This window comes from Pseudomonas quebecensis (assembly GCF_026410085.1).
Taxonomy (GTDB): domain Bacteria; phylum Pseudomonadota; class Gammaproteobacteria; order Pseudomonadales; family Pseudomonadaceae; genus Aquipseudomonas; species Aquipseudomonas quebecensis.
Genome location: NZ_CP112866.1, coordinates 2,164,803 through 2,177,822, shown reverse-complemented (window position 1 = coordinate 2,177,822; position 13,020 = coordinate 2,164,803). Strand labels below are relative to the sequence as shown.

At 62.3% G+C, this 13,020-nt stretch carries 13 protein-coding genes and 1 pseudogene; 6 read left to right on the top strand and 8 right to left on the bottom strand.

Features of this window, described 5'->3' with window-relative positions:
- Positions 1 to 3 precede the first annotated feature (3 nt).
- The 4 genes from OSC50_RS10250 (at position 4) to OSC50_RS10235 (ending at position 5,414) form a co-directional block, all read left to right on the top strand.
- On the top strand, positions 4 to 777 hold the full coding sequence (locus OSC50_RS10250; RefSeq protein ID WP_181076883.1) for a 3-hydroxybutyrate dehydrogenase: 774 nt from the start codon (positions 4 to 6) through the stop codon (positions 775 to 777).
- 60 nt (positions 778 to 837) lie between these two features.
- A complete protein-coding gene (locus tag OSC50_RS10245) occupies positions 838 to 2,790 on the top strand; it encodes an acetoacetate--CoA ligase (RefSeq protein WP_266247872.1) in 1,953 nt (650 codons plus the stop codon).
- A gap of 142 nt (positions 2,791 to 2,932) precedes the next feature.
- Positions 2,933 to 5,107, top strand: a complete 2,175-nt coding sequence (locus tag OSC50_RS10240; RefSeq protein WP_266247870.1) for a hybrid sensor histidine kinase/response regulator — start codon at positions 2,933 to 2,935, stop codon at positions 5,105 to 5,107.
- A 31-nt stretch (positions 5,108 to 5,138) separates the two neighbouring features.
- A complete protein-coding gene (locus tag OSC50_RS10235; RefSeq protein WP_253508054.1) occupies positions 5,139 to 5,414 on the top strand; it encodes a peptidylprolyl isomerase in 276 nt (91 codons plus the stop codon).
- Between the two features lie 117 nt (positions 5,415 to 5,531).
- On the opposite strand, the gene OSC50_RS10230 is transcribed toward OSC50_RS10235, so the two are convergent.
- From OSC50_RS10230 to OSC50_RS10195, 8 genes are all read right to left on the bottom strand, one after another.
- Positions 5,532 to 6,440 carry a sugar kinase gene (locus tag OSC50_RS10230; protein WP_266247867.1) on the bottom strand — a complete coding sequence of 303 codons (909 nt, stop codon included), beginning with the start codon at positions 6,438 to 6,440 and terminating at the stop codon, positions 5,532 to 5,534.
- A 110-nt stretch (positions 6,441 to 6,550) separates the two neighbouring features.
- Complete coding sequence (locus OSC50_RS10225; RefSeq protein ID WP_266247865.1) at positions 6,551 to 7,759, bottom strand: amino acid deaminase; 1,209 nt, start codon at positions 7,757 to 7,759, stop codon at positions 6,551 to 6,553.
- A 9-nt stretch (positions 7,760 to 7,768) separates the two neighbouring features.
- Positions 7,769 to 8,533 carry an IclR family transcriptional regulator gene (locus OSC50_RS10220; RefSeq protein WP_181076877.1) on the bottom strand — a complete coding sequence of 255 codons (765 nt, stop codon included), beginning with the start codon at positions 8,531 to 8,533 and terminating at the stop codon, positions 7,769 to 7,771.
- Between the two features lie 109 nt (positions 8,534 to 8,642).
- Positions 8,643 to 9,032: a RidA family protein gene (locus OSC50_RS10215; RefSeq protein ID WP_253508060.1), complete on the bottom strand. Its 390-nt coding sequence runs from the start codon at positions 9,030 to 9,032 to the stop codon at positions 8,643 to 8,645.
- Positions 9,033 to 9,048: 16 nt separating this feature from the next.
- Positions 9,049 to 9,831, bottom strand: coding sequence for an amino acid ABC transporter ATP-binding protein (locus OSC50_RS10210; protein ID WP_181076874.1), 783 nt, complete (start codon positions 9,829 to 9,831; stop codon positions 9,049 to 9,051).
- A complete protein-coding gene (locus OSC50_RS10205) occupies positions 9,828 to 10,490 on the bottom strand; it encodes an amino acid ABC transporter permease (protein WP_181076873.1) in 663 nt (220 codons plus the stop codon). The genes OSC50_RS10210 and OSC50_RS10205 overlap by 4 nt, the downstream gene beginning before the upstream one ends.
- A 12-nt stretch (positions 10,491 to 10,502) precedes the next feature.
- On the bottom strand, positions 10,503 to 11,165 hold the full coding sequence (locus OSC50_RS10200) for an amino acid ABC transporter permease (RefSeq protein ID WP_266247863.1): 663 nt from the start codon (positions 11,163 to 11,165) through the stop codon (positions 10,503 to 10,505).
- Positions 11,166 to 11,217: 52 nt separating this feature from the next.
- On the bottom strand, positions 11,218 to 12,066 hold the full coding sequence (locus OSC50_RS10195) for a transporter substrate-binding protein (protein ID WP_040268561.1): 849 nt from the start codon (positions 12,064 to 12,066) through the stop codon (positions 11,218 to 11,220).
- A 323-nt stretch (positions 12,067 to 12,389) separates the two neighbouring features.
- Between OSC50_RS10195 and OSC50_RS10190 the strand changes: the two genes are divergently transcribed.
- Both OSC50_RS10190 and OSC50_RS10185 read left to right on the top strand, forming a co-directional pair.
- Positions 12,390 to 12,638, top strand: coding sequence for a hypothetical protein (locus OSC50_RS10190; protein ID WP_181076968.1), 249 nt, complete (start codon positions 12,390 to 12,392; stop codon positions 12,636 to 12,638).
- Positions 12,639 to 12,712: 74 nt separating this feature from the next.
- Positions 12,713 to 12,979, top strand: a pseudogene (locus OSC50_RS10185) (thioredoxin family protein); the annotation flags it as partial.
- Between the last annotated feature and the right edge of the window lie 41 nt (positions 12,980 to 13,020).

Here is a 13,020-nt window from a genome sequence, read left to right as displayed (position 1 = left end):
TACATGACGACATTGAATGGCAAGACCGCCCTGGTTACCGGCTCCACCAGCGGCATCGGCCTGGGTATCGCGCTGAGCCTGGCCAAGGCCGGCGCCAACCTGATCCTCAATGGCTTTGGCGATGCCAGCGCGGTAATCGCCCAGGTGCAAGCCTATGGCGGCCAGGTCGGCCACCATCCGGCGGACGTCAGCGATCCGGCGCAGATCGCCGACATGTTCGCCTACGCCGAGCGTGAGTTCGGCGGCGTGGACATTCTGGTGAACAACGCCGGCATCCAGCATGTGGCGGCGGTCGAAGACTTCCCGGCCGAGCGCTGGGACGCGATCATCGCGATCAACCTGTCGTCGGTGTTCCACAGCACACGCTTGGGCCTGCCGGGCATGAAGGCCAAGGGCTGGGGGCGTATCGTCAATATTGCCTCGGTGCACGGCCAGGTCGGTTCGGTGGGCAAGGCCGCTTATGTGGCGGCCAAGCACGGCGTGATCGGCCTGACCAAAGTGGTGGGCCTGGAGACCGCCCCCAGCAACGTAACCTGCAACGCGATCTGCCCCGGCTGGGTGTTGACGCCGCTGGTGCAAAAGCAGATCGACGACCGCATTGCCCAAGGCGTGGACCCGCAGCAGGCGCAGCATGATCTGCTGGCGGAGAAACAGCCGTCGCTGGAGTTCGTGACCCCGTCGCAACTGGGCGAGCTGGTGCTGTTCTTGTGCAGCGAGGCCGGCGCCCAGGTGCGTGGTGCGGCATGGAATATCGATGGGGGCTGGCTGGCCCAATAGATCAAACACAGTGGAACGCTGTTGTTTGGAAGACGTGCATAAGAACAAGAGACCTGGCTGATGTCCGAAATCCTCTGGCAACCCTCCCCGGAACGCATCCGCAACACGCGCATGGATCAGTTCCGGCGCTTTATCAATGATCGCCACGCCGTGCAGCTTTGCGACTACCCGGCGCTGCACCAGTGGAGCATCGACCGGCGCGCCGAGTTCTGGCAGGCCATTGTCGCGTTTTTCGACGTGCAGTTTCGCAGCCCGCCCAGCGCCGCGCTGATCGAAGGCGACGCCATGCCCAGCGCCCAGTGGTTTCCCGGTGCGACCCTGAATTTTGCCGAGCACCTGCTGCGCCGCCGTGACCATCACCCGGCCGTGGTCGCCGTCGGTGAAGACGGCCAGCGCGAACAACTCACCTACGCCGAACTCGCCGCCCATGTCGCCGGCCTGCAAAACAGTCTGCGAGCGGCGGGCGTCGGTATCGGCGACCGCGTCGCGGCGTGTATGCCCAATACCTGGCAAACCCTGGTTGCCATGCTTGCCACCACCAGCCTTGGCGCGATCTGGTCGTGCTCTTCGCCCGACTTCGGCACCCAAGGCGTGATCGATCGCTTCGGCCAGATCGAACCCAAGGTGCTGATCACCTGCGCCGGTTATCGGTATGCCGGCAAAACCATCGATCAGAGCGCCAAGCTCAATGAAATCCTCGAACGCCTGCCGTCTTTGCAGCAGTTGATCGTGGTGCCGTACGCACGGCCGCAGGCTCGGGTCGAGGACTATCGCACCCGGGCCCGCGTGACGCTTTGGCAGGACGTTTACCAACCCGGCGGCGAGCCTGCGTTTGTTGCGGTGCCGTTCGATCATCCGCTGTACATCCTGTATTCCAGTGGCACCACTGGGGTGCCCAAGTGCATCATCCATGGCACCGGCGGTGTGCTGCTCACCCATCTGAAGGAACACGGCCTGCATGCCGACCTGTCCCGCGACGACTGCCTGTTCTACTACACCACCTGCGGCTGGATGATGTGGAACTGGCTGGTGTCGGTACTGGCCCTGGGCGCTACGGCGGTGCTCTATGACGGCTCGCCGTTTCACCCAGGGCCTGCGCGCTTGATCGACCTGATCGACGCGGAACGCATCAGCGTGTTCGGCACCAGCCCCAAGTTTCTCGCCACCCTGGAAAAGGCCGGCCTGCAACCGCGCCTGAGCCATGCGCTGGGTAGCCTCAAGGGGCTGATCTCAACCGGCTCGCCGCTGTCACCGCAGAGCTACGACTACGTGTACCGCGAGATCAAGGCCGAGCTGTGCCTGTCGTCGATGTCCGGCGGCACCGACATCGTCTCCTGTTTTGTCATCGGCAACCCGGTGCTGCCGGTGCGCCGTGGCGAAATGCAGTGCAAGAGCCTGGCGATGGCCATCGAGGTGTGGGACGACCAGGGCCAGCCGTTGATCGGCGAAAAAGGTGAGCTGGTGTGTACCCGTCACTTCCCCGCCATGCCCATCGGCCTGTGGAACGACCCCGACGGGCAGAAACTGCGTGCGTCGTATTTCAGCCAGTTCCCCGGCGTATGGGCCCAGGGCGACTACGCCGAGGAGCGCGCCAACGGCAGCCTGTTGATCCACGGGCGTTCGGACGCGGTGCTCAACCCCGGCGGCGTGCGCATCGGCACCGCCGAGATTTATCGCCAGGTGGAAAAAGTCCCTCAGGTGCTGGAAAGCCTGGCCATCGGCCAACGCTGGCAGGACGACGTTCGGGTCGTGCTGTTTGTGCGCCTGGACCCTGGCGTCGTGCTCGATGAGGCGCTGGAACAGCAGATCCGCCAGGTGATCCGCGCCAACACCACACCGCGCCATGTGCCGGCGAAGATCCTCGCCGTCAGCGATCTTCCGCGCACCATCAGCGGCAAGATCGTCGAACTGGCGGTGCGCAACGTCGTGCACGGCGAACCGGTGAAGAACACCGACGCCCTGGCCAACCCCGAGGCCCTGGAGGCGTTTCGCGACCGTCCCGAACTGGCTTGAAGATGAAAGGTTTCAGCTCTGAGGGGCCGATTTGCGAGACAAAACGCCAGGGCGTGCTATTTTTCCGGGGTAGTCACTTATTGCCCACTCACGGGATAATGGGTGTTTTTATCTTTCAAAGCGTTACGCTCAGGGCTTTTTCATGAATGGAACATCCACCGGTAGCGAAGCCGCTGCATTGATTGCACGGCTGGACTGGGCACGAAGCCCGCTCGGTGAGGCCAATGACTGGCCGCAAAGCCTGCGCACAGCCGTCGATATCGTGGTCAATTCACCGATGCCGATGCTTTTGCTGTGGGGCCACCAACTTATCCAACTGTACAACGATGGCTTTGCCCGGCTGGCGGGCAACAAGCACCCCGATGCCATGGGCCAGCCGGCGCATCAGACCTGGCCGGAGCTGGAAAGCTTTACCGCACCGATCTACAGCGCCGTGCGCGACGGGCAGACGCGCACCTTCAGCGAGCAGCGCTTTGTGCTGCAGCGCAACCACCGCGACACCGAAATCTGGCTGGACCTCACCTACAGCCCGATCCGCGACGAAAGCGGCCAGGTTGCCGGCATCCTGGTCACCGCCATCGACACCCACGAGCGCCGCAGCAAGGCCCTCGAGCTGCAACAACGCTCCGAAGCCAGCCTGAAGGCCCAGCACAACAGCGAGCAACGCCTGCAATTGGCGCTGGCCGCTACCGACGCGGTGGGTACCTGGGATTGGGACATTGGCGAAGACCACTTCATCGCCGACGCGCACTTCGCCTATCTGCACGGCGTCGCACCCGGCGACGCCGGCCTCTTGCCCATCAGCGCCTACCTGCAAGGTGTTCACCCCGAAGACCGTGGCACGGTGGCGCGCAGCATCAAGCATTGCATCAGCCACGGCACCGAATACGCCGAGGAGTACCGTTTGTTGCTGCCCGATGGCGAGGTACGCTGGATCTTCGCCCGCGGCCGCTGCTACAAGGACCACCAGGGCCGGCCGGTGCGTTTCCTCGGCGCCGCCCTGGACCTGACCGAACGCAAGACCACCGAACAGGCCCTGCGCCACCTCAATGAAAACCTCGAAGAGCGGGTCGCCCAGCGCACCCAGGCGCTGGCCGAGGCCAACCAGCGCCTGCAAAACGAAATGTACGAACGCGAGCGCGCCGAAGATGCCTTACGCCATGCGCAAAAGATGGAAGCGGTAGGCCAGCTCACCGGCGGCATCGCCCATGACTTCAACAATATGCTCACCGGCATTATCGGCAGCCTGGACCTGATGCAGCGTTACATCACCGCAGGGCGCAGCGAGGAGATCGGCCGTTTCATCGAGGCCGCCGTGTCCTCCGCCCATCGCGCCGCCGCCCTCACCCATCGGTTGCTGGCGTTCTCCAGGCGCCAGTCGCTGGACCGGCGCCCACTGGACCCGAACCAGCTGGTGGCGTCCCTGGAAGACCTGTTCCGTCGTACCAAAGGCGCGCACATTCGCCTGAATGTGCAACTGGGCCAGGACATCTGGCCGGTCAACACCGATGCCAGCCAGTTGGAAAACGCGTTGCTCAACCTGGTGATCAATGCCCGCGACGCCATGCCCGACGGCGGTGAAATACTGATCGAAACCGCCAACAGTTACCTGGACGGCACCGACATCACCACCCTCGAACCCGTCAAGGCCGGCGATTACGTGATGCTCGGTGTGTGCGACAACGGCACCGGCATGGCGCCGAAGATTCTTGCCAAAGCGTTCGACCCCTTCTTCACCACCAAGCCTATCGGCCAGGGTACTGGCCTGGGGCTGTCGATGATCTACGGGTTTGCCCAGCAGTCCGGCGGCCATGTGACCATCCAAAGCGAGCCGGGCCAGGGCACCTGCGTGCGCCTGTACCTGCCGCGCCTGCACGGCACCTCCCTGGAGAGCAGCCTGCCGGCCAGCCTCGGCGAAGCGCCGGTGGCCCAGGCGGGCGAAGCAGTCGTAGTGGTCGAGGATGACCTGGCGGTGCGCATGCTGGTGGTGAACCTGCTGGACGAATTGGGCTACACCGCACACCAGGCAGCGGACGCGCGTACCGCGTTGCCGCTGCTGGAATCGGACCTGCGCGTGGACCTGCTGGTGACCGACGTGGGCCTGCCGGGCATGAACGGCCGGCAACTGGCGGAAATCGCGCGCCAGCACCGTCCGGGGCTCAAGGTGCTGTTCATGACCGGCTACGCCGAAAAAGCCTCCGAGCGCCAGGGCTTCCTGGAGGATGGCATGGACATGGTAGCCAAGCCGTTTTCCATTGATCTGCTGGCGACGAAAATCCGCGCGATGATCGGCGTCGACGAACGACTTCAGGCATAATCGCGCGCCGTCGCACACCTGGTAGAAAACCATGAAAGCCCAAGCCCGTCATATCCTGGTGAAAACCAGCGAGGAAGCCGAACAACTCAAGCAGCGCATTGCCAAGGGCGAAGCTTTTGATGTGCTGGCCAGGAAGTACTCCACCTGCCCGTCGGGCAAACGTGGCGGCGATCTGGGCGAGATCCGGCCAGGGCAAATGGTTGGGGCGATCGATGCGGTGATTTTCAAGAAACCGCTGCGGGTGGTGCATGGGCCGGTCAAGAGCAAGTTCGGGTATCACTTGGTGCAGGTGTTTTATCGCGATTGAGGGATGCCTTCAGGGCCCTATCGGGGGCACGCCCCCTCCACCGTGGAATGCATATATCTGGAGGAATGCAATCGACTGTGGGAAGGGGCTTGCTCCCGATCCGCCGAAGTCGGCCATTCACCCCAGGGGAATCAATGCCCCCGGAACCTGAATCACCCGACTGGCCAGACGATGTCCAGCCAACGCCGCCACCTCGGGTGAACCGCCCTGGAGCCGGCTGGCCAGATACGCCGCACTGAACGAATCCCCCGCCGCCGTGGTATCCACCACCTTCTCGATCTTCAACGCCGGCACGGCAAAATGCTCGCCGTTGCAGCGGATAAGGCATGTATCGGCGCCACGCTTGAGCACCACCTCGGCAATGGCTGGATAGGCCGCGAACACCTGCTCGGCGTCCTGATAGCCAAACAACCCGCGCTCGTCATCTTCGGTGAGCAAGGCGATGTCCACTTCGGCGAGCACCGCGTGATACGCCGCGCGCGCTGCTTCCACACTGGGCCACAGGCGCGGACGGTAGTTGTTGTCGAACACTACCTGGCCGCCACGGCGGCGGGTTTCGATCAGCGCCTGCAGCAGGCGCGCACGGCCGACCTCACCGAGCACGGCCAGGGTGATACCGCTGAAATACACCACGTCGTAGCTCGGCAGCGCCGCCAGAACCGGCTCGGCGGCAGGCGTGGTGAAGCAGTCGCGCACGGCGGCTTCGTTGCGCCAATACAGAAATTTTCGCTCGCCCTTGGCATCGGTCTGGATGCAATACAAACCCGGCAACCGCCCCGGCAGGCGTTGGACCAGGCCGAGACCGAGACCTTCGTCGGCCCATTGCCGGCGCATTGCATCGCTGAAGCTGTCATCGCCCAGGGCGGTGACGTAGTCGACGCTGCCGCTTTCGCCCAGCGCACGGCGCAGGTACACCGCAGTGTTCAGGGTGTCGCCGCCAAAGCTCTGAACCAGGCTGCCGTCGGCGCGGTGTTGCAGTTCGATCATGCATTCGCCGATCAGGGCGATGCGAGGGGTTGTGTTCATGCCTGAGTCTCTGATGTGGTTGAGGGCTCTATCGGGGGCAAGCCCCCTCCCACATGGGAACGCATTTCAACAGGTGGGTGGGGGCTTGCCCCCGATAGGGGCGGCGCGGTTTAGAAGCAGGTGTGCAGGGGTTCGATCACTTGCAATTGCTCATCCACCAGGCAGCCGACTTGCCATTTGTCGAAGGTCAGGCACGGGTGCGAGGTGCCGAAGGAAATGATGTCGCCAATGCGCAGTTCCAGCCCCGGCGCCACGGTCATAAAGGCGTGCTGGTCCATCACGGCCGTGACGCTGCAGGCACTCACGTCATCGCCTTCGGCCGGCAGGATACCGGCCTTGTAGCGCTTGAGCGGCATCGGCAGGCCGGCGTCGTAGGCCACGTCGCGCTTGCCCAGGGCGATGACTGCAAACCCTGGCTCGGGCAGCGATTGTACGTGGGCCCAGACTTCCAGGGCCGGGCGCAGGCCTTCGCTGAGGTCGCTGCGGCGGTCGAGCACGCAGCACTGCGCATCTTTGTAGATACCGTGGTCGTGGGCCACGTAGCTGCCGGGGCGCAGTACGCTGAGAAAACGCCCGGCGGCGTTCTGGGCTTCGAACGACTCGGCGATCAGGTCGTACCAGGCCGACCCCGAAGCGGTGACGATGGGCTTGGCCAGATCGAAAGCGCCGCTGTCCTGCAGTTCCATCGCCAGGCGCACCAGGCTCGCGGCAAAATCGCGAATACCGCGGATGGCGTGTTCGCCGTGGATCACCCCTTCGTAGCCTTCGATCCCCGTCAGTGCCAGGGCCGGCTGCGCCTTGATCGCCTTGGCCAGGTCGCGCACGTCCTGCTCGCTGCGGCACCCGCAACGTCCGCCGAGCACGCCATACTCGATCATCACGTTCAGGCGCAGGCCACGGGCGGCAAAAAACCGCCCCAGGTCGGCGACGTTGTCCGGATGGTCGACCATGCAATGGAACTCGAAATCCTGGTCGGCCAACAGCTCAGCAATCAACGCCATGTTCGGCGCGCCCACCAACTGGTTGGCCATCAATACGCGGCGCACGCCACCGGCATAAGCAGCACGGGTCTGCACCGCGCTGGCCAGGGTAATACCCCACGCGCCCTGCTCGATCTGCCGTTTGAACAGCGCCGGCATCATGCTGGTCTTGCCATGGGGCGCCAGCTCGGCGCCGCTGTTGCGGACAAACGTCTGCATCCAGCGAATGTTGTGTTCCAGGGCGTCACGGTGCAGCACCAGGGCCGGCAGGCTGACGTCGCGGACCAGATGGGCACCGACCGCGGCGGCGCCTTTTTCAACGGCATTGAGGGCAGGCATAAGAGGTTCCTATTCGTTGATGCGACGGGCCAGATGGTTGGCGCTTTCGATCAGCACCCGGCGATAGTCGTTGTAGTTGTTGAGGGCGTCGGCCCGTGGCGCGACGATGCACAAAGTCGCGATGCTCACCCCTTGGGCATCCCGCACCGGGGCGGCGAAACAGTGGGTGAAGGTGTCGGCCACGCTGTCGAACGAGAAGAAGCCGTCGAGGCTGGCTTGACGAATCTGCGCCAGGAAAGTCTCCAGCGGCAGGCGCTGGCCGTCCGGCAGGATGAAGTCGTCGGGGTCGATCAGGTCGACGATCTGCTGATCGCTCAAGTGCCCCAGCAGCAGACGCCCGGAGGCAGTCCAGGGGATGGGCGCGTTTTCGCCGATGTCCGAGGAAATACGGAAATGCCGCTCACCTTCGCGCATCAGCGCCACGGTGTATTTGCGCCCGTTGAGCAGGCACATCTGGGCGGTCTCGTGGGTCTGGCTGACGATCTCCTGCAAGGCATGGTCGGCCTCGCGGGTCAGGTCGAAATGGCGCAGGTGCGCCTGACCGAGAAAGTACAGTTGGCGGCCCAGGTAGACGTGACCGTCCTTGCCCACCGTTTCCAGGATGCGCCGTTCCAACAGCGAGGCGACCAGTTCATAGACCGTGGACTTGGGGCTGCCGATGCCGCTGGCGATATCGTTCGGGCGCAGTGGTTGGCCGATTTCCTTGAGAAAATCGAGAATATCGAACGCGCGGTCCAGGCCTTTGGCGCGGCGTTTGATGGTGTCTTCGGTCATGGCGGTATTCGGTCCGGTCGAAGTGGTTGGGTGCGGCACAATGCCCTGTGGAAGGGGGATAAGTCCCCCTCCCACAATGGATCTGTTGTGGTCTCACGATCCGGGCAATTTAGCCTTTTTTCCGGTAGGCCACGCAATCGATCTCGACCTTGCAATCGACCATCATGCTGGCTTGCACGCAAGCCCGCGCAGGGGCGTGTTCAGGGGTGAAATATTCGCCGAAGACTTTGTTGAAACTCCAGAAGTCCCGTGGGTCTTCCAGCCATACGCCGACCCGGACCACGTCTTTCAATTCGTAGCCGGCTTCTTCCAGAATCGCTACCACATTGCGCAAGGTCTGGTGGGTTTGCTCGACAATGCCGCCGGTAATGATTTCGCCGTCCACCGCCGGTACCTGGCCTGAGACGTATAACCAGCCATCCGCCTCCACGGCACGCGCGAAAGGACGAGGCTGGCCACCGCCGGCAGTACTGCCGGCTCCGTAACGAGTGATGCTCATAACGATGTGCTCCTGATTAAAAACGAATGTTCTTCAAAAATTCCGCGAGGCGCGGCGATTGCGGACGTTCGAAGATATCCTTCGACGAACCCTGCTCCTCAATACGCCCCTGGTTCATAAATACGATCTGGTCGGACACTTCATAGGCGAAACGCATTTCATGGGTGACCAGCAACATGGTCATGCCCTCTTCGGCAAGGCCCTTGATCACACTGAGCACTTCGCCGACCAGTTCCGGGTCCAACGCCGAGGTCACTTCATCGAACAGCATCAGGCTGGGGTTCATCGCAATGGCGCGGGCAATCGCCACGCGCTGTTGCTGGCCACCGGACAATTGGCCGGGAAAGTGATTGCGCCGCTCTAGAAGTCCTACGCGCTCAAGCCATTTTTCCGCGAGCGCTACCGCCTGGTCCTTAGGCATTTTCTTAACTTTCAGTAAGCCCAGGGTGACGTTCTGCAACGCGCTCAAATGCGGAAACAGGTTGAACTGCTGAAACGCCATGCCCGTCATCGCCCGATGCTGAGCGATCACGCGCTCCGGGTGACGCACGCGTTTGCCACCGACGTCGCTGTAGCCAATCGACTCGCCGTCCAGGGTGATCTGGCCGCCCTGGAACTCTTCCAGCAAATTGACGCAACGCAGCAGTGTGGTCTTGCCTGAGCCGCTGGAGCCGATCAGCGTCACCACATTGCCGCGCTGCATCGACAGGTCGACGCCCTTGAGCACTTCGACCTCGCCGTACTGTTTGCGCAGGCCGCGAATGTTCAGCAGCGGTTCGGTTGTGTGAGATTGGTTCATGGCAAGGCCACCCGCTTTTCAATGTAGCGCCCGAATAACTCGATGGCGTAGTTGATGACAAAGAACAGAAACCCGGCGAACAGGTAGAACTCCAGGGTCATGAAGGTGCGTGCGATCACTTGTTGGGTGCTGAGCAGCAATTCGGCCACGCCGATTACCGACAGCAAGGTCGAGGCTTTGACGATTTCCGTGGAGGAATTGACCCAGGTCGGCAGGATCTGACGCAACGCCTGCGGCAACAGCACGTAGCCGAGCGACTGCCGGAACGTCAGACCGATCGCCTTGCTCGCTTCGAGTTGCCCACGGGGAATGGCTTGCAATGCGCCGCGCACGATTTCCGACACGTGGGAGCCGCAGAACAACGTAAGCCCGACCGCACCGGCCTGGAATGCGCTGATCTGCCAGCCGAGCGCCGGCAGCATGTAGAAGCACGCCAGCACCAGCACAAACACCGGGGTGCCACGGATCAGGTCGACATACAGGCGAAACGGTGCACGCATCCAGAACCTGCCGTAGGTCAGGATCAACCCGGCGACGATACCGATCAGCGTGCCAAAGATAATAGCCAGCGCCGACACATAGACACTGGCCTGAAACCCCGCCCAGAGCGTGTCCCGGGCGATCCACAACGCATGCAACCAGCTGGGAGATTCGTACATGGGGAACCCTCCTTAACGACGGATCGCCAGACGTTGTTCCAGGTAGCGGAGCAACAGGGCAATGAGGTAACAGGCGGCCACGTAGAGCGCGGTCGTGACCAGCCAGGTTTCAATCACCCGGTAGCTTTCGACGTTGATCTTGCGGGCGTAATAGGTCAGTTCCGGCACGGCGATCGCAGCGGCCAGGGAGGTGTCCTTGAACAGCGAGATAAAGTTGTTCGACAGCGCCGGCAGCACATTGCGCAGCATCACCGGCACGGTGATATAGGCCCGAATGCGCCACTCGCCCAGGCCGATGGCCAGGCCGGCTTCGCGCAGCCCCTTGGGAATATTCAACAGCCCGGCGCGGAACACTTCGGTCAGGTACGCCCCGGCGTAAAGCGACAAGGTGATGATGAACGAAGGAATCTTGTCCAGACGAATGCCCAGGCTGGGCAACGCAAAGTAGATCAATAGGATCAACACCAGGATCGGTGTATTGCGCACCACCGTCACATACACCGAGGCCAGCATGCGCAAGGCGCGGTGCCTGGACAGCATGGCAAACGCCATCAGCAGGCCGATCGCGCAGCCGATGGCGATCGACAGCAATGCCAGTTGCAGACCCAACCCGAGCCCCGCCAGCAAGGTGTCGAAATCGCGCCAGACGGCGGCAAAATTCAACTGATAATTCATGGTCAACGCTACCTGAGAGGGGCGCCAGTGTTGGCGCCCCGGTTTTTACACGTCACTTGAACTCGACAGGGAAGCCAATCGCCGGCTCCGGCAGGTCCACGCCAAACCATTGCTTGAAGGACGCTTTGTAGGTGGGGAACTCCACGCCGGTCATGGCTTCATGCAGCGCCGTGTTGACGAAGTTCAGCCAGTCCTGATCGCCGCGCTTGACCGCGCAGGCGTAGGTCTGCGGGCTCCAGGCGTAGGCCGGGCTGCGGTAGCGGCCGGGGTTCTGCACCATCAGGTATTTGACCGAGGACTGATCGGTGGCGGCGGCATCGGCGCGGCCGGAGTTCACGGCCTGGTACATCAGGTCAACGCTGTCGTACTGATCGACCTTGGCCTTGGGCAGCGCCTGGTGCACCAACTCTTCGGCGTACACGTTCTGCAGCACGGCCACGGTCACGCCATCGCCCGCGGCCTGCAGGTCGTCGATTTCCTTGTACTTGCTGTTGTTCGGCAGCAGCAGGCCCACGCCTTCGCGGTAGTAAGGCAAGGTAAACGCCACCTGCTGCGCGCGGCTGGCGGTGACGGTGATGAACTGGCAGCTCATGTCGACCTTGTCGGTCAGCAGGTTGGGAATTCGCGCGTCGGACGACTGCACCACGAACTCGACCTTGCTTGGGTCGTTGAACAGCCCCTTGGCCACGATGCGGCCGATATCGATATCGAACCCTTGCAACTTGCCATCCGCTCCCTGGAAGTGCCACGGCGCATTGGTACTGCCTGTACCCACGATCAGATGCCCACGTTTGAGCACATCATCGAGCTTGCTGCCCGCCGCCTGCGCAACGCTGGCGAGGGAAGCCGATGCGGCGAAGAGAAAAACACACGCTTTGAACACGGAAGGTCGGTGATGCATGACAAGCACTCCAGGGGTTGTGTATTCCGCTATACCGGAACTTAGTTTGTAACAACGGAATAGACAGCAGAAAGTGTGCCATACGTAGACGCGGAAAAATATGCTGGTGGGAAATACCTTTTAGATCAGTGAGATAGGCTTTTGTGAAATACTGCTAAGAGCCAGTATCGGCTGCTAAGGTGCTACCTGCGGCCACAGGTTGGGTGATAACGCCTCAATTGGGGGCGGTGGCAGCGTGGAAATATCGAGAGGGGGAGCTAGGCTTTCAGGGTCAGGCGCGGCGTGTTGTTTTGGTTTTTTGGAGGCGGGGTGCGGGGGCGATGATGAAGACGAGTGTTGTCGGGTTAGTGGTTTTTGCGATGTTTGCCGGGCATGCACTGGGCAGCGAGGACCGTCGCGCGTGCAAGGAGGAGTTGGCGAGGCTCAAGGAGTCCTTCGATGCCAATTACAGCAGCCAGAACCATCACGACTATCGCCGCGCCAAGGCGTCTCGCGACAATGAGGAATACCGCAAGTGCGCGAACCAGGCGCGCAAGGCGCGCGAACGCGCGGAACGGGAGGCTGACCTGTAAAGGTTGACAGTAGACGCAGGCGCGGGCCCGGCTTAGCGTTGGTGAAAACCAGCTCTATCCAGGAGGTTCACGCCATGGGGTATGCCACCGCAACGATTGCCAACGCCCAGGAATATCAACGGATCTTGAACACCAAGCGTCCGGTATTCATTTTGTTTGTCTCTGAGCATTGCCCAGCCTGCGTAACGGCCGGGCCGCTGTTTGACCGAATTGCCCGACAGTACCCGCGCGTGCGCAGCCTGGTGGTGGATTGCGCGAAGACGCCGAGGCACCCTGACGTGACGGGTACCCCGACGTTACTGATTTATATGCGCGGCACCTTGATGGAGAAACTCAAGGGCTTCGGGCCCGAGACCAAGCAACTCCGTGTCGTGCGCAGCAC